This window comes from Agromyces atrinae, from assembly GCF_013407835.1.
In the GTDB taxonomy this organism is placed as follows: Bacteria; Actinomycetota; Actinomycetes; order Actinomycetales; family Microbacteriaceae; genus Agromyces; species Agromyces atrinae.
Map to the genome: position 1 here is coordinate 3,015,163 of NZ_JACCBI010000001.1, position 16,900 is coordinate 3,032,062.

General features: G+C 67.0%; 15 protein-coding genes. 3 read left to right on the plus strand and 12 right to left on the minus strand.

All coding sequences use genetic code 11. The features are described 5' to 3' along the window. Positions 1 to 25: 25 nt before the first annotated feature. Both BJ972_RS16980 and BJ972_RS14000 read right to left on the minus strand, forming a co-directional pair. Positions 26 to 1,378: a hypothetical protein gene (locus BJ972_RS16980; RefSeq protein WP_129176382.1), complete on the minus strand. Its 1,353-nt coding sequence runs from the start codon at positions 1,376 to 1,378 to the stop codon at positions 26 to 28. Between the two features lie 83 nt (positions 1,379 to 1,461). Then, positions 1,462 to 2,442: a hypothetical protein gene (locus tag BJ972_RS14000; protein WP_129176380.1), complete on the minus strand. Its 981-nt coding sequence runs from the start codon at positions 2,440 to 2,442 to the stop codon at positions 1,462 to 1,464. Positions 2,443 to 2,712: 270 nt separating this feature from the next. On the opposite strand from BJ972_RS14000, the gene BJ972_RS14005 reads away from it, so the two are divergent. Continuing rightward, on the plus strand, positions 2,713 to 5,925 hold the full coding sequence (locus BJ972_RS14005; RefSeq protein ID WP_129176378.1) for an efflux RND transporter permease subunit: 3,213 nt from the start codon (positions 2,713 to 2,715) through the stop codon (positions 5,923 to 5,925). A gap of 277 nt (positions 5,926 to 6,202) precedes the next feature. Here the strand turns inward: BJ972_RS14005 and BJ972_RS14010 are convergent, their stop codons facing one another. Further along, positions 6,203 to 6,838: a class I SAM-dependent DNA methyltransferase gene (locus tag BJ972_RS14010; protein WP_164989970.1), complete on the minus strand. Its 636-nt coding sequence runs from the start codon at positions 6,836 to 6,838 to the stop codon at positions 6,203 to 6,205. Positions 6,839 to 6,897: 59 nt separating this feature from the next. Between BJ972_RS14010 and BJ972_RS14015 the strand changes: the two genes are divergently transcribed. Continuing rightward, positions 6,898 to 7,212, plus strand: a complete 315-nt coding sequence (locus BJ972_RS14015; protein ID WP_129176374.1) for a heavy-metal-associated domain-containing protein — start codon at positions 6,898 to 6,900, stop codon at positions 7,210 to 7,212. A 59-nt stretch (positions 7,213 to 7,271) separates the two neighbouring features. Continuing rightward, positions 7,272 to 8,261 (plus strand): NAD-dependent epimerase/dehydratase family protein, encoded by a 990-nt coding sequence (locus BJ972_RS14020; RefSeq protein ID WP_129176372.1) that lies wholly within the window; start codon positions 7,272 to 7,274, stop codon positions 8,259 to 8,261. A gap of 6 nt (positions 8,262 to 8,267) precedes the next feature. Here BJ972_RS14020 and BJ972_RS14025 read toward each other — a convergent pair whose 3' ends face one another. From BJ972_RS14025 to BJ972_RS14065, 9 genes are all read right to left on the minus strand, one after another. Beyond that, on the minus strand, positions 8,268 to 9,029 hold the full coding sequence (locus BJ972_RS14025; protein WP_129176370.1) for a FadR/GntR family transcriptional regulator: 762 nt from the start codon (positions 9,027 to 9,029) through the stop codon (positions 8,268 to 8,270). Next, on the minus strand, positions 9,022 to 10,245 hold the full coding sequence (locus BJ972_RS14030) for a mandelate racemase/muconate lactonizing enzyme family protein (RefSeq protein ID WP_257022745.1): 1,224 nt from the start codon (positions 10,243 to 10,245) through the stop codon (positions 9,022 to 9,024). The genes BJ972_RS14025 and BJ972_RS14030 overlap by 8 nt, the downstream gene beginning before the upstream one ends. Before the next feature lie 40 nt (positions 10,246 to 10,285). Further along, positions 10,286 to 11,248 (minus strand): aldo/keto reductase, encoded by a 963-nt coding sequence (locus tag BJ972_RS14035; RefSeq protein ID WP_129176366.1) that lies wholly within the window; start codon positions 11,246 to 11,248, stop codon positions 10,286 to 10,288. A gap of 83 nt (positions 11,249 to 11,331) precedes the next feature. Next, positions 11,332 to 11,640, minus strand: coding sequence for an L-rhamnose mutarotase (locus BJ972_RS14040; protein WP_129176452.1), 309 nt, complete (start codon positions 11,638 to 11,640; stop codon positions 11,332 to 11,334). Between the two features lie 26 nt (positions 11,641 to 11,666). Beyond that, positions 11,667 to 12,518, minus strand: a complete 852-nt coding sequence (locus tag BJ972_RS14045; protein ID WP_308790481.1) for a carbohydrate ABC transporter permease — start codon at positions 12,516 to 12,518, stop codon at positions 11,667 to 11,669. Between the two features lie 76 nt (positions 12,519 to 12,594). Further along, positions 12,595 to 13,554 carry a carbohydrate ABC transporter permease gene (locus BJ972_RS14050; RefSeq protein ID WP_241830873.1) on the minus strand — a complete coding sequence of 320 codons (960 nt, stop codon included), beginning with the start codon at positions 13,552 to 13,554 and terminating at the stop codon, positions 12,595 to 12,597. A gap of 29 nt (positions 13,555 to 13,583) precedes the next feature. Continuing rightward, on the minus strand, positions 13,584 to 14,948 hold the full coding sequence (locus tag BJ972_RS14055) for an ABC transporter substrate-binding protein (RefSeq protein ID WP_129176362.1): 1,365 nt from the start codon (positions 14,946 to 14,948) through the stop codon (positions 13,584 to 13,586). 90 nt (positions 14,949 to 15,038) lie between these two features. After that, positions 15,039 to 16,043, minus strand: coding sequence for a WxL protein peptidoglycan domain-containing protein (locus BJ972_RS14060; RefSeq protein WP_179419954.1), 1,005 nt, complete (start codon positions 16,041 to 16,043; stop codon positions 15,039 to 15,041). A gap of 134 nt (positions 16,044 to 16,177) precedes the next feature. Continuing rightward, entirely contained in the window at positions 16,178 to 16,825 is a 648-nt protein-coding gene (locus tag BJ972_RS14065) for a hypothetical protein (protein ID WP_129176359.1), read from the minus strand. Between the last annotated feature and the right edge of the window lie 75 nt (positions 16,826 to 16,900).

Sequence of the window (16,900 nt, forward strand, 5' to 3'; positions counted from 1 at the left end):
CCTGTCCCGTTTCGCCGTCAGGCGGTCAACTGGTGAGCGCCCGACGTCGGCCGATCAGCAGCATCAGCGCTCCGATCAGGAGTACACCGATCGACAGTGCTCCGAGGTTCCCGGCAGGGGCGCCCGTCGTCGCGAGAGCCGATCCGATCGCAACCGTAGTGGATGACGCGGCCGTCTGGCCATCGTTCGGGGAACCCGGTGTTGCGGGGTTCTCCGGGGCGACGGGCGTGCCCGGCTCGCTCGGCGTTCCGGGCTCCGTCGGGGTGCCCGGCTCGGTCGGTTCGGTGGGGGTTCCCGGTTCGGTGGGGGTGCCCGGTTCGGTCGGCTCCGTCGGCTCGGTCGGCGTGCCCGGTTCGGTCGGGATGCCGGTCGTGGGTGTGGTCGTCGTCGAGTCGCCGATGACCGAGATGGCGTTGCCGCCGACGGTCACGGGGACCACGGCGTCGATGACCGCCTGCGTGCCGCCGAGGATGCCGTCATCCCCGCCGGTGATCGGCAGGGACACGCCCGAACCGGTCGGAGCGGTCGTCGCCGCGCCCTCACTCGTCGAGTCGCCGATGACCGAGATGGCGTTGCCGCCGACGGTCACGGGGACTCCGATTCCGCCGACGATCTGGCTTCCGCCGAGGATGCCGTCGTCACCGCTGGTGACGGGGGCGGCGGGGTCGCCGGTGGTGGGTGCCGCGGGCGTCTCGGTGGTCGCGCCCTCGGTGTTCGAGTCGCCGATGACCGAGATGGCGTTGCCACCCACGGTCACGGGCACCGCGACGTCGATGACGCCCTGCGTGCCGCCGAGGATGCTGTCGTCACCCGAGGTGTTCGGGTTCGGGATGACAGCAACGGGCGTCTCGAACTCGGGCTGCTCGACCTCGGGCTGCTCGATCCCCGGGTTCGGGATCACCGCGATGGGGCGCTCGAACTCGGGCAGGCCGGCTGCGGGGTTCTCGACCGCGGCCGGCGGGGCAGGCGCCTCGGCGACAGGTGCCTCGGCGACGGGTGCCGTCTCCGCACCCTCGCTCGTCGAGTCTCCGATGACCGAGATGCCGTTGCCGCCGATCGTGACGGGGATCTCGATGTCGATCAGAGCCTGCGAGCCCGATCCGACACCGTCATCCCCCGACGTCGAAGCCGGGTCGACCGGCGCGGGAGCCGGGGCCGGAGCCTCGGTCGTCGCGCCGTTCGACGACGAGTCGCCGAGCACCGAGATGCCGTTCCCGCCGATGGTGACGGGGATCGCGATGTCGATGATCGCTTGCGTTCCCGAGGCGACGCCGTCGTCTCCGGAGGTGTCGGCGGCGTGGGCGACGCCGGCGCCGAGGAGCGTGAGGCCCCCCGTGAAGAGGACGCCGTACAGGGCCCTCGTGAGCATTCTGGACATGGTTCTACTCCTTGACTGATTGAGGTTCCGCTCCCGGGCGGGAGCAGTGATCGTGTCCGCGCTCGAAGCGCGGCCGATCCCCGTCAGTCAGGGGTGGAGTCGGTCTCGAAGAGAGGTGAAGACGGTACGTCGTCGTCGGTCGCGAGGCCCGAGAGGGCGCCGACGGAGTTCGTGTGGGCACGGTGCGTGACGTCGGCGGATGACGGCGCGTGCGCACCACCCGAGGCCGCTGCCGATCCGTTGCCGAGCGTGGTCGTTCCCGGGGGAGCGCCGGGCGCCTGCTTCGGGGCAGACGGCGCGTGCGTCGCCGAGGTGTCGCCCGATGGGGATGCGCCGTTGAAGGGTACGGCGGGGGAGATCGGAGCGGTGCGGGCCGGCGGGCCGGCCGTGACGGATGACGTGGTGGCCGCATCGGCCGTGGCGACGGCGAGAACCGTGGCGGGTGCACCGTCGGCGGGGCCGACGGGCTGCGGGATCGTCGGGCCCTCAGGAACGGTGGGGTCGCCGGGGATGATCGGGTTCGGGATGGTGATCCCCGTGACGGGCGCCGGGCCGAGAGGCGCCGTGACCTCACCCGTGATGTCTTCCACGAGGCCGAGGACGGGGCCGGTGATCGACCCGACGGGTGCTTCGCCGAGCGCGCCACCCGTGACGTCGCCGACGATCGTGTCGACCGCGCCGACCGTGTCGTCGACGATGCCGATGACGCCCGGAACGACATCCGGCACGCTCTCGACGATCTCGGCGACGACCGGAGCCTCGCTGATGACCGGCGTGACGACCTCGGTGACGACGGGCTCGGTGATCGGAGTGACGATCGCGACGACCGGATCAGTGACCGTGTCGACGACATCGACCACGTCGGAGACGACCTCGGTCACGCCGCCGACCGCACCGCCCACGGCCTCGCCGAGGCCGCCGAGAAGACCCGGAGAGTCGTCATTCGCCGAAGCGCTCGAAGCGCCCGTGACAAGAGACAGTGTGATCCAGGCGCCTGCGAGACCGGCACCGAGTAGAACTCGGCGCAGAGCGGTCTGCTGTCGTTCCCCAACGACGTTCACCATTGAAATCACCACCCCTCCCCGGGTGTGTCATCTTCTCGAGGGTACTCTCCGTTTTGCGAAGAGTCCACCCCTTTGGGGGTCACGGGCCATTCACGCGGGCGTCGCACGCGTCATCCGCCGCTGCCTCCACCCCCTGCGAGTTGCCACGAATGGCCCGTGCGCGCGCCCTCCAACGGTGCATTGGCGGCAACTCGCAGGGAGAGTGAGGCGCCGCGCGATTCACAGGCGACCGTGACCGAATTGCAGTCACTGCAATGACAGAATCAGAGCATGCACCTGCTCGCTGCGCTCAGCATGAAGAACCGCGCCCTCATCGCCCTCGTCACGGTCGTCGTCGCGATCTTCGGAGGCCTCGCCCTCACGAGCCTCAAGCAGGAGCTCGCGCCGTCGATCGCGTTCCCGCAGCTCTCGATCGTCACGGCGTACCCCGGTGCCTCGCCCGATGTCGTCAACACCGACGTGTCGACGCCCATCGAGACGGCGATCCAGGGCATCACGGGCCTCGAGTCGACCTCGACGACGAGCTCGACGGGCGTCTCGCGCGTAACTGCGAGCTTCACCTACGGAACCGACCTCGCCTTCGCCGAGCAGAAGCTGCTGTCATCCATCAACCGCATCTCGAGCACCCTGCCCGACGACGTCGACCCGCAGGTCGTGGCGCTGAGTCTCGACGACTTCCCCGTCATCCAGGTCGCCGTCACCGGCGCCGACGACACGGCCTCGCTCTCCGACGAGATCACGCGCACGACGCTCGGTGAGATCCAGGATGTCGACGGCGTGCGTGAAGCGTCGATCGTCGGTGACGTCGGTCAGCGCGTGACGATCACGCCGAACACCGAAGAGCTCGCGGCTCGCGGCCTCTCGCAGCAGGCGATCACGACGGCCCTGCAGCAGAACGGTGTGCTCCTCCCCGCCGGCTCGATCACCGAAGACGGCAAGACCTATGCGGTGCAGACGGGCACGCGCCTCGGCAGCGTCGACGACATCGCCGCGCTCCCTCTCATCGGTGCGACCCAGTCGACCGTCGACGAGTCGACCTTCCCGCCGTCGCTGCAGACGGTTCCCGCCGCCGCGACCATCGGTGACGTCGCGACCGTCGCCCTCGCCGAGAACCCGATCACGAGTATCTCGCGCGTCAACGGTGAACCGGCCCTCACGATCGCCGTCACGAAGCTCCCGGCCGCGAACACCGTCGAGGTGTCGAACGCCGTGCGCGCGCTGTTGCCCGCGCTCGAGTCATCCCTCGACTCCACGAACCCCGGCGCGACCTTCACCGTCGTCTTTGACCAGGCGCCCTACATCGAGCAGTCGATCGAGGCGCTCGCCGTCGAGGGTGTGCTCGGTCTCGCGTTCGCGGTCATCATCATCCTCATCTTCCTGCTCTCGTTCCGGGCGACCCTCGTGACGGCGATCTCGATCCCGACGTCGGTGCTCATCACCTTCATCGGTCTGCAGTACGCGGACTACACGCTCAACATCCTCACCCTCGGCGCGCTCACGATCTCGATCGGTCGCGTCGTGGATGACTCGATCGTCGTCATCGAGAACATCAAGCGTCACCTCGTCGAGGGAGCCGACAAGGCGAAGACGATCGTGCGCGCCGTGCGCGAGGTCGCCTCGGCGATCACCGCGGCGACGATCACGACCGTCGCGGTGTTCCTGCCGATCGCGCTCGTCGAGGGTGTGACGGGCGAGCTGTTCCGCCCGTTCGCGCTGACGGTGACGATCGCGCTCCTCGCCTCGCTGCTCGTGTCGCTCACGATCGTGCCCGTGCTCGCGTACTGGTTGCTCAAGCCCGCCAAGGTGCACAAGCACTCGGAGGAGGCCGTGGGTGCGGCGTTCGTCGACGACGAGGCGAGGGATGCCGCGGGCACCGGTTCGCCCGAGGCCGGCACCGTTACCGAGCCCGACGAGCTCGAGCACCCGTCGCGCCTGCAGAAGGGATACCTCCCGGTCATCGGGTGGACGCTCAAGCACTCGGTCGCAACTCTCGTCGTCTCGGGGCTCGTGCTCGGCGGAACCGTCGCGCTCATCCCGCTCATGAAGACGAACTTCCTCGGATCGAGCGGTCAGAACACGTTCCAGGTCACGCAGGAGCTTCCCGTCGGGACGAGCCTCGACGCGCTCGATGCCGCCTCGACGACGGTCGAACAGACCATCCGCGACACCGAGGGCGTCGAGACCGTGCAGGCGTCGATCGGCGGCGGCAGCGGTCTCGCGGCGGCCTTCGGCGGAGGCACGTCGAGCACCATCACGTACTCGATCACGACGAGCGAAGACGCGAACTCCGACGACCTGCAGGTCGAGGTGCGTGAGGAGCTCAACGACCTGTCGGATGTCGGCGACATCACGATCGCGGCCTCGAGCGGGTTCGGTTCGTCGAGCGACATCGACGTCGACATCACGGCGTCGAACGCCGACGACCTCGAGGCGGCCACCACGGCGATCGCCGACGGCCTGAAGGATGCCGACGGTATCTCGCAGGTGTCGTCGAACCTCTCGGAGTCGCGCACCTACGTCGGCATCACCGTCGACCGTGAGGCGGCTGCCGATGCCGGGTACAGCGAGGTCGCCCTCGGCTCGATCGTCGCGAACGCCATGCAGCCCCAGGCCGCGGGCTCGATCGTCATCGACGAGAAGACGCTCACGATCTATCTCGCGAGCGACGCCCCGCCCACGACGATCGAGGAACTCGCCGCCCTCGAGGTCCCCACGCCCGCAGGTCTCGTGCGACTCGACTCGCTCGCGACCGTCGGCGAGGTCGACGGACCGGCCTCGATCACGACCGTCAAGGGGCTCCGCAGCGCGACCGTGTCGGCGACGCCCGACGGCGACGACCTCGCGACGGCGAACGCCGCGGTCTCCGAGGTGCTCGAGAACACCGACATCCCCTCGGGAACGACCGCCTCGATCGGCGGCGTGACGGCCGACCAGGAGGACGCGTTCTCGCAGCTCGGCCTCGCGCTGCTCGCCGCGATCCTCATCGTCTACATCGTCATGGTGGCGACGTTCCGTTCGCTGCTGCAGCCGCTCTTGCTGCTCGTGTCGGTGCCGTTCGCGGCGACCGGTGCGATCGCGCTGCAGGTCATCACGGGCATCCCGCTCGGTGTTCCGTCGCTGATCGGCGTGCTCATGCTCATCGGAATCGTCGTGACGAACGCGATCGTGCTCGTCGACCTCGTGAACCAGTACCGCGACCGCGGCATGAACGTGCGCGATGCGCTCGTGCACGGTTCGTCGCGCAGGCTCCGCCCGATCCTCATGACGGCGCTCGCGACGATTTTCGCGCTGCTGCCCATGGCGCTCGGCCTCACGGGTCACGGTGGGTTCATCTCGCAGCCGCTCGCGCTCGTCGTGATCGGCGGACTCGTGTCATCGACCGTGCTGACGCTCATCGTGCTGCCCGTGCTCTACTCGCTCGTCGAGGGCGGGCGCGAGAAGCGGAAGCTGCGTCGCGCGGAGCGCGCGGAGCAGGGGGCGTAGGGGCGGGTTCGCGCGGGTCTCTCTCGAAAGGTCATTTCGCGGGCGCGCTCGCGCGGGTGGCGCGTTCGTCTCTCCTCGAAAGGTCAATACGTCGGGGTGCTGTGTGCGTGCATCGCGTTCGTTTCTTCTCGAAAGGTCAATTCACCGGGGTGCGGAACGCCCCGCACCCCGTCGGATTGACCTTTCGGCGATGGTGCACCCCCAGGGATTGACCTCTCGAGGTGGGGGCGGGGATGTGGGCGAGAGGCGGACCCCCGCGGATTGACCTTTCGGCGGGTCAGGCCGCGCGGCGGGCGATGACGATGCCCTGGGGAAGGCGCTCGCGACCCTCGGGTGCGCGCTCGGTGCTGCGCAGCGTCTCGAATCCGGCGGCCTCGAGCGCGCGGGCGATACGGTCGGCGCGATGCGTCCACGCCGTGAGCGCGAGGCCCGAGTGTCCGTAGGCATTCTCGATGAGGCGCGACTCGTTGCCGACCTGGAACGCGAGCACGACGACCCCGCCCGGCACGAGCACGCGGCCGAGCTCGGCGGCGACCTCGCCGAGAGAATCGGGATCGGTATGGATGACGGAGTACCACGCGAAGACACCGTCGAGCGCGTCATCCGTCGCCGGAATCTCGGTGAGCGAACCGAGATCGAAACGGATGTCGGGGTGCGTGCGACGCGCGACCGCGAGCATTCCGGGGGAGGGGTCGCAGCCGCGCACAGCGAGGCCGTGATCGAGGAGCGTCGGGATCATGCGGCCGGTTCCGCATCCGACATCCATCACCGTCGTGCCGCCCGTGGAGCGCACTAGCTCCGCGAACTCGGCGATCGCGGCGAGGTCGGCGGCGCTCTCGGCCGAGGTGTCGGGAAGCAGCGCCGCGTAGCTCTCGGCGACCGTGTCGTAGGCGTCGCTGACACTGTCGTCCATGCGCTTCACCCTATCGACGGCGGGTGCGCACCATACCCGGAGGGGGTATCGTGGATGACATGACTGAGCGCCCCACACTTCCGATGGCATCCGGTGGCGGATGCGCCTGCTGCGCGACCGACTCGGCGAGCACCCCGGCAACGACGACCGATGCGGCCGTCGCGACGACCGTCGGCGTCACCGGCATGACCTGCGAGAACTGCGTCAAGCACGTGACCGAAGAGCTCGAGGGCATCGCGGGCGTCGAGGGGGTCGACATCGAGCTCGTCGTCGGCGGCACGTCGACCGTGACGATCGCGAGTGCCGACGTGATCTCCGAGGGCGACATCGCCGCGGCCATCGCCGAGGCCGGCTATGAGGTCGCACCGGTCTGAGCAAGCGGTCGCCGGCCCCCCGACTCGCGTTCGGGGCCGCCACGTGATGGGCTGGTGTCATGGACATCCTCATCCTCGGCGGAACCGCGTGGCTCGGCCGCGAGCTCGCACGCACGGCTCTCGAGCGCGACCACCGGGTGAGTGCACTCGCCCGCGGTGAGAGCGGAGACGTCGCCGAGGGGACGGTCCTGCTGCGGGCCGACCGCTCGTTGCCGGGCGCGTACGACACCGCCGCTGAGCACGAGTGGGATGCCGTCATCGACGTCTCGTGGCAGCCGGGCTTCGTGCGCGATGCGGTCGCTGCGCTCGGAGACCGGGCGCACCACTGGAGCTACGTCTCGTCGGGAAGCGTCTACGCCGACCACGAGTCACCCGGGGCCGATGAGAGCGCCGAACTGCTCGCGCCCCTCGATGCGGATGTCGCCGACGGCGCCGACTACGGCGAGGCGAAGGTCGCGTGCGAGGCCGCCACGACCGCCGTGCGCGGGTCACGCGCCCTCATCGTTCGGCCCGGCGTGATCGGCGGACCGGGCGATGCGTCCGGCCGCTCGGGGTACTACGTCGCCCGCTCGGAGCGCGACCAGCACGCACCGATGCTCATCCCCGACATCGCCGCGTCGCCGACGCAGGTCATCGATGTGCGCGACCTCGTCGCGTGGCACCTCGACGCGATCGAGCGCGGCCTTGAGGGCGTGTTCAACGCCTTCGGCCCGCAGGTGCCATTCGGCGAGTGGATCAGCGAGTCGCGCGCGGTCGGCGAGCACCGCGGCTGCGTCGAGCGCGCCGACTCGGAGTGGCTGCTCGAACAGGGCGTGCGTCCGTTCATGGGTGACGAGTCGTTGCCGCTGTGGCTTCCCGACCCCGCGTGGTCCGGATTCATGTCGCACTCGTCGGCCGCCGCCGAGGCCGAGGGGCTCGTGCACCGTCCGCGCCGCGAACTGCTCGAGGGCGTTCTCGCGTGGGAGCGCACCGCGGGTCTCGACCGGCCTCGCCCCGCCGGCCTCTCGCGTCGCCGCGAGCAGGCGCTCATCGCAGCGCTCGACGTGTGATGTGAATCAGGGTTCGCGCGTCGTAGGGGGGCGTCGTCGTTGCCACGAGCCCATGATGTGCTGTCGCATGGCGGCTTCGGCACCGGCCGCATCGCCCTGACGAATGGACTCGAGGACGAGACGGTGTTCCTCGTAGGCCTCGCTGAAGGCTTCGCGAGTTCCGTTCCGTGTGAATCGAGCACTCTCTCTCGCGCGTGAGTAGAGCGTCTTCGTGATGCTCTCAGCGAGCGGGATGTGCGAGAACGACATGACCGCGATGTGGAACTTCATATCTGCGTCGCCGAACTCATCGACATCGTTGATGCTCTCGGCCATCTTCTGGATCGTGCGGTCGAGTTCTGCGATCTCGTCGGCCGTGCGACGATTCGCAGTTGCTGCTGCCATCGCTCCTTCGAGTGCGCTTCGAACGATTGCGAGATCATCGAGCACCCCGAGCGAAGCATCGTTCTCGAGCAGGACTTCGAGCACGACAGGGTCGAGCACGTTCCATGCGTCTCTCGGGCGGACCGTCGTGCCGCTTCCGCGTACGACGCTGATCAAGCCCTTCTCCTCGAGGCTTCTCATCGATTCGCGGATGACGGTGCGGCTCACGCCGAAGTGGGCGCTCAGTTCAGCCTCGATCGGCAGTGTCGCCTTCTCTGCGATCTCACCGGTAACGATCGCGGTAATGAGGTCGTGCACGACGGCGACACCGAGCCTACCGATCGGATCGCGCGCGGTTCCCGAGAAGATCCCTCGGGAACTCGGCTGCAGCGCTGGGTCACTCATCGTGTGAAGTATAGGCGACGGGCGCGGTCCGGAGGGGGGCGGGTGGCGTCAGAGTGAGTCCCGTTCTTGCCGGTCGCACGTGAGGGCCGGCGGCTTCGCGCCAGTTTCCCTCCTGGCCGGCGGCTGCGATGAGTGCCTCGTCGACCTCTATCCCCGCTCCGGGGAGATCGCCGAGCACAATACCGCCGTCGGCGTACTCCTGGTCGACCGTCACCCCGAACGGTGAGCTCAGGTCTTGGACCTCCGCTGAGAGGTGATTCGGCACAGCGGCGGCGGCATGAGCCACTGCGGGGTTGCTCGTCAGGCCGACAGGGCTGATCGGTAGGTCGCGCGAGTGAGCTGCATAGGCGAGTCGTAGGAAATGGGTGACACCCCAGACGGCCCCCGTCTGCACGATGTCGACGCCCTCCTGGTCGAAGAGGGGTCGGAACTGCTCGAGACCGGTCAGGTTCTCACCGGTGGCGACGCTGGCGCGCACTCGGCGTGACAGTCTGCGGTGACCCGCTGCGTCCCACCGGCGAAGCGGTTCTTCAATCCATGTGAGGTCGATGTGCTGTTCGATCTCGCACACGTAGCGGACGGCTTGCTTGAGGTGCCATGACTCGTTCGCATCGAGCATGAGCGCCGGACGGGGGGTGTTGATGCTCAACTCGTCGCGGATGAGGCGCAGGCGCCGGAGGTCGGTGTCGACGTCGCGCCCACCCTTCAGCTTGCCGGCGGTGAAGCCGCGTTCGGCCATCGACGCGTAGAACGTGACCAACTGTTCGTCGGTCAGGGCGATGTCGAGCCCTGAGGCATACCCTGCGACGAAGCGGTCCCCACCCCCGAGGTACCGCCATAAGGGTTCGTCGGCTGCCTTCGACTTGAGGTCCCAGAGCGCGGAGTCGAGAATCGCGATCCCTCCGAACGTCGCCCCCCCATGGCCGGCCTTGAAGGCGTGAGCGAGCAGAAGTTCGTAGAGGCTCGTGATCTCCCGAGGATCGCGGCCCTCCAGAGCGGGGAAGAACTGCGCGACATCATGATCCGAGCCGATACCAATGCCTTCGATACCCGCGTCGGTTTCCAGGACGAGGACTGCGACTTCGGTGACGCCCGAGGCGATGAATCCGTTGACGTCGCCGACGGGGCGGCCCCAATCGCGGTGGGTCCTGATCGTGCGGTAGCCGGTGATCTTCATGACTATCCTGAACCTGCTTCGTATCCGTGAATTGAGCATACATCGTATGAAAGGTGTCGAGAGAATGCTGCACCGGCAGTCATGCTGACGACTCCAGAGCACGCCAGGCGTCATCCTGTATGGCGCTTCGGAAGCGCGCGGCCGTGCTGCGAACCTGGGCGGCGGAGCGCATACCGACGACGACCGACTCGACAGCAGGGTGACGAAGCGGGAACTGCACGGCGGCGGCGGGGAGATCGACGCCCACGCTCCTGCAGGTCGTCGCGAGCGAACGAGCCGCGGCGATCACGTCGGGAGAGGCCTGCTCATAGTCGAAGACCGCGTCGTCGGAAATCGACGATGAACTAAGCAGGCCCGAGTTATAGACCGCTGCGGCGACGACCGCGACTCCGCGCTCGAGAGCGGCGGGAAGCAGATCATCCAGCGCAGTGCGGTCGAGGAGCGTGAATCGACCCGCCACCATCACGACATCGACGTCGCACTCGCGAACGAAGCGCGTGAGCATCGCTGTCTGGTTCATGCCGGCCCCGATCGCACCGATCACGCTCTCGTCGCGCAGCTCGACGAGAGTGTCGACCCCGGTCGTGGATGCCTCATGCCAGTGCTCGTCGGGATCGTGGAGGTACACGATGTCGAGGCGATCCAGCTGCAGTCGGTTCAGACTCTCTTCGATCGAGCGAAGGATACCGTCGCGGCTGAAGTCCCACTCGCGCCGGTGCGTCGCCGGAACGGCGAACCCGTCCGAGTCCTGCTGTCCGGCCGCGGCGAGGTCAGGTGTGGGGGTGAGCAACCGGCCGACCTTGGTGGACACGACGAATTTGTCGCGAACTCGACCCTTCAATGCTTCGCCGAGACGTCGTTCCGACAGCCCGAGGCCATAGTGCGGCGCAGTGTCGAAGTATCGTATGCCGCTCCGCCATGCCTCATCGACTGCGCTGCGTGCTTCATCGTCGGAAGTGGCGCGGTAGAGGTTTCCGATCTGCGCGGCACCGAATCCGAGTCCGGTGGCGACGGCCCCTCGAAGTGGGCGCGTGGGCGTCATGGTCGCCTCCTAGCGAGTGCGGTGTCGGTAGACATGGGCTGTATTCGGGAATCGAGAAGATCCCCGCGGAGGTGCCGGCATGGTCAGTCGAGGTGCCAGACTTCGTCGAAGATCTCCCAGTTCGGTGCCGTCGAATCCTCGCGGAGCGGCCGCTGGCAGGGGGCGGTGTGAGTCCACCACTCCTGAGTGATCGGATCGGAGGCCATCCTCTGCTGGTCTGCGTCGAAATCGTCACCGACATACTCGTAGTAGGCGATGATCACGTCATCGAGCGAGAAGATCGTGAAGTTACGGATGCCGCTTTCGCTGATCGTCTTCTCGACTTGTGGCCAGACCATACGGTGCAGCGCGAGGTACTCGTCACGCTTCTCGGGCACGAGGCGTGCCGCCATGCCGAAACGCCGCACGCTGTCGCCGCTCACTCCTTGGTACCGCCCGCCGTCATGCCGCTCACCAGGAAGCGCTGCGAGAAGAGGAAAATCACCAAAACGGGCGCGACGGACACGATCGTCGCAAGAGCGAGCACGGGCAGACTGATCGTCACGGACGCGGAACTCGTGGGGTTGAACAGCGGAACGTTGGAGAGCAGCTCGACGAGACCGACTTGGATCGGAGACTTGCGGCCGGGAGCCGTGACGAAGGGGAGGAAGTAGTTGTTCCAGTTGCCGACGAGGTTAAAGAACCCGACCAGAGCGATCACGGGTGTCGCGAGCGGCATGGCTATCTTCAGGAACACCCGGAGCTCCCCAGCCCCGTCGATCCTGGCCGCGTTCAGGAGATCCTTCGACACGCTCGTCGAGAAGTAGATGTACGCGAGGTACACGCCGAAGGGGAAGAACGAGAAGGGGAGGATGACGGCGAGCGGGTTTCCGATCAGTCGTACGGCCGATAGCTCGAGGAAGATCGGAAGTACGAGTGCTGTATTGGGGATGAGCATGACGACGAGCGTCAGCATGAGGAGCGCTTTGCGGAAGCGGAACTCGGTGAGTGCGAGCGCGTAGCCTGCCGGGATGCTCACCGCGAGCGTGATTACGAGCGCGGCGCCGCTGTAGAGCACTGAGTTGCCGAGCCACGTCCAGATGATGCCGCCCTGGAAGGCCGTCAATGCCTGCCAGTTCGAGGCAAGCGTGTCGACGGTGCCCATGCTGAACGGTGCGCTGAGCAGCAGCTCTCCTGAAGTCTTCGTGGGAGCAAGGAGCAGCCAGACGATCGGAACGGCGAAGAACAGGACAAAGAAGCCGAGCACGACGATGACGAGCGCTCGGCTCACCCATCGTGAGGGTGTCATCGAATGGGGGGTGTCTCGGCGAGGGGTGCGCTTCTGCGCGCTCCGTGTGGAATCGAGATCAGTCGCGCTCAAAGAGTCCTCCTCGGAAGACGAACATCGCCGACAGGGCCGCCGCCACGATGAGCAGCAGGAGCGAGATTGCGGCGGAGCCGTTGAAGTCGCCCTGGCGGAAGGCGTACAGGTAGGCGAGTTGGTTGATGGAGTAATCAGGCGGGACAACGCCCTTCGAAGCCTGCGAGAGGACGCGGGGCTCGACGAACAACTGAGTTCCCGCCGCGAGAGACATCACTGCCATGTAGGAGATCCACTTGCGAAGGAGCGGGATCTGGATCTGCCAGGCCGTCTGCACAGGGCCGGCGCCATCGATACGTGCCGCTTCCATGATCTCGCCAGAGATGTTGTTGAGCGCTCCGTACATGATGACGATCCATCCGCCTGCGCCGGTCCAGAATGCGATGACCGTGAAGATGATCGGCAGATTGTCGATCGAGACGGTCTGCACGAAGTTCTCGAAGCCGAACGACCGGAGGATGAAGGCCACGGGGCTGACCGAGGGGTCGAGGAGGAAGAGCCACAGCATCACGCTCGATGCTCCGGCGAGGGCGCCCGGGATGTAGTAGACGAATCGGAAACTGCTCGAGAGCCAGCGCCGCCCGATGGAGTGAACGACGAGTGCGAGAAGCACGACGAAAACGAGCAGGCACGCCAGGTAGATCAGGAGATAGATCGCGACGTGACCCACAGCGGGCAGAAAGCGGTAGTCGCCGAAGACAGTGGCGAAGTTGGCGACGCCGGCGAACGAGCCGTCCTCAGTGAACGCCAGGTACACCGTGTAGAGCGTGGGCACGATGCCGAAGAACAGCAGCAGGATCGCGTAGCCCGAGACGAAGATGTATCCGACGCGTGCTTGCGAGCGGTCGGGCCTCCGCGAATGCGGTCGGCGTGTCCGCCGCCGCTCCGCAGAGGGAGCGACGACGGACACGTTCGATGGTGTGGAGATGAGAGCTCCTTTGCTCACGCGGACAATGCTGCCGCGGTGGATGACGACTACTTGACGGTGTAGCCCTGGACCTGTGCTGAATTCTCGTACTCCGCCTGCAGGTCCGGAACGAGTTCGCTCAGAGTCTTGCCTGCTGCCAGTCCGGGGATGACGACGGAGGAATACGCCGTCTCAGGGCTGAACGAGGGGAAGCCCCACCCGCTCCACACGCTTCCGGCGGCCTTCGTGATCGCAGACTGGAACTCGCCGGCAAAGTATCCGGAGGCTTCCTGGGTCGCCAGCCATGTGTCTGCTGTCGAGGCGTAAGCGGGCAGTCCTGTGGCGAGCTCGGCCGCCGTGTCGGAGCTGCTCACGTACTCGAGAAACTTCGCCACACCGTCGAGGTTCTTGGAGTGGCTGGAGCCGTACCAGACGCCGCCGCCGACATTGCCGGTCACTTCGTTCTGGCCCTCCCAGTGCAACGGCGCGGAAGCGCCGATGGCACCCGCCGGAGCGTTCACACTGTCGGGGTTCTGGAAGATCGCACCGGCGAACCACGCCGGGCCGGGGGTTCCGAGCAGCTTGTCGCCGTACGTGCTGACGAAGTCCGCTCCGAAGACGCTGTCCTGAACGAGCGTGCCGTTCGCGAGCATGTGATCGATGAGTTCGGTGACCTTCTTCGAGTTCTCGTCATCGAAGTCGCTCGAGAACGTGTCGCCCTCGACCTGGAAGATCGGCGCTTCGCCGCTCCAGTAGTACGTGTACGGACCAGCGAACGAGTCGCCGACCGATCCGAGGATGTAGCCCGGGTGCTCGGCAGCCACCTTGTCGCTCAGCTCCTGGTACTCCTCCCACGTCGTGGGGATCTCGTAGCCGAACTCGGACATGAGCGGCTCGTTGTACCAGTAGACGACGGGAGCCAGGTCATTCCGCACGCCGTAGACCTTGCCGTCGACCGTCATGGGGTCTAGGGCGCCGGGAGTGAAGCCGTCGAGGAACTCGTCGGACATCAGGCCCTCGTTGAGGACTGCGGCGAAGGGTTCCGCGCCGTTCTGGCCGACGCTCGCCCACGCGGTGTCGTTCTGCTGCGTCGAGAAGACGGCGTCAGGCCATCCTTCACCCGACTGGTCGAAGAGGGCGACCTTGGTCTTGAACGAGTCGCTACCTCCCGCGCTGCCGTCGTAGGTCTCGATGTTGACCGTGAGGTCAGGGTTGTCGGCCTGGAAGGCCTTCGCGATCGGTTCGCGTGCTGCATCGACCCAGATCGTCAGGGGAGCTGCGGGGTCTTGTTCGACCGATGCGAAGCCGAACTCGTCGCTCGTGCCCGCCGATCCTGCGCTGCAGGCGGTGAGCAGTGCGACAGCGGCCAGTGCGGATGTCGTGATAGTGAGAGTTCGGGTGAGGCGACGGCGAGAGCGTCGTTGCTGTGTCATAGTGCGTCCCTTTGTGTATCGGCGTCATTGTCGTGAAAGGTCCACCTCATGGTGGTGTGAAGCTAGTACATCATACATCGTACCTAATGCTCAATGCGTGTTCGTAGGGAGAGAAAGCGCATCTTGGCGACCGTGCTCGCGCGCCTCCTCCACGAGCTGTGCGACGCGTCGTCGAGACCGCCGACGAGCGCTGATGACGGCACCGAGAAGCAGCGCGGCACCGAGAAGGACGATCAGCTGCGGCCACGGCACCGCGGCGACGGACGCCTCGGCCGTGACCGGAGAGAGATCGGATCGGGTTCCGTCGAGGGTGACGGCGGTCGCACCGACCGTCGCATGCGCAGCGACGACGAACAGCGGCCAGACGTCATTCACAGCGACAGTCATCGTGCGGGTTTCGCCGGGAAGAAGCTCCGGAACATCACTGCCCGGCTGAGGGTACGTCATGCTCTGTCCGCCGACGTCGACGGCGCCTGACGCGCGAACGATGGTGTTGCCGAGATTTACGACGTCGAATGTGACGTTCACCGTGCCCGGCCGGAGGGGGTTCCACGCCGTGATGTACTCCCCGCGGAGAGCCTCGATGGCGACCTCAGGGCGCACCTCGCCCGACACGCGCGTCAGCACTCGAACGCCTACACGGCTATCGACACCGATCGCAGTGCCGTCCTCTGCAGACTGAACCGAGAACACTGACGCTGTGATCCCGGCGGCATGATCACCGGGCTGCGCGAGCCGGGGCACCGCAATCGTGAAAGGCACGATTGCCGTCGCGCCGCCCTCTACGGTGACGGTATCGGGAAGAGTGATCCACGTTCCCGCATCGACGGATTCCTCGCCTGCGGGAAGGATATCGAAGCGTCCCGTGCGAGTGGAGAAGCCATCGGCAGCCGTCAGCTCGAAGACCACGGGCTGGTCGCTCACGTTGCGCACGGCGATGTAGTCGTCCCTACTCTCGCCCGGATCGAGAGTGTGCTCGATCGTCGTCCTCGCGTCAGAGGCCGAGGCGTCAGCGGGTGTGACCGACCAGCGGACACCAGCCGGTTCGTCCGAACCAGCGGCCAGCGCGGGAGAAGCCAGGGCCGCCGTGAGCACGAGCCCTCCGAGGAAGGCCGCGAACGCGTGCCCGCGGCGGCTATGGAGCAAGAACATGTGTATCCCAACGTCGAGGGTCGGGGTCGCAGAGTTGCGACCCCGACCCGATTCACGAGGTCGCCTTCGAGCGAGACCTACTGCTCGTCCTCCCACAGAGTGAGGGTGATCGTCGCCGCATAGGCGCCCGGCGAGACATCGGCATCGGCCTTGAGGGTCAGCGCCGCATTCGCCGACCATGACCCGGTGGGGCGCGCATCGGCGGAATCCAGGGCGAGGGCGAGCAGCTCCTCGCCGGCGAGGCCGACGTTGTTCGCTCCGGGAGTGCCCGCGCCCTGCGTGGCCTCATCGACCGATGGCACCGTCGGGTCGCCCTCGGCGACTTCGCCATTGCCGGGAGTGATGAGCGCGGGGGTCCAGCCCAGACGATCGGCCCCGATGGTGTCGCTCGTCGACCCCGACGTAAACGCCGAGGACTGGCCGGTCACGTACCAGTACACGCTAGCGGGAACCTCCGCGCGGTCATCCGACACCGTCACCGTGGGAAGCGCTCCCGCGAAGACCCGATATGCCGCGTCATCCGACTCGGCCTCAGTGAGCGTCGTCGACGCCGCGTCGACGGTCATCGTCAGCGCGCCGACCGGCGCGACCGGATCGATCGTGACGTTGACGGCGACGTCATCCGCTTCGAGCTCGGCGGCGACGGCCACGCCGGCCATCCCGACGAGCATCGCCCCGCCCAGCGCGCCGAGGGCGGTGCGGGCGAGAAGTTCCTTCGTCTTCATTCTGACTCTCCATTCCTCGGCGGCGTCTCTGCCGTCCGAACTGCGAGCGACCGGTCGATCCGGTCGTCGGGACTC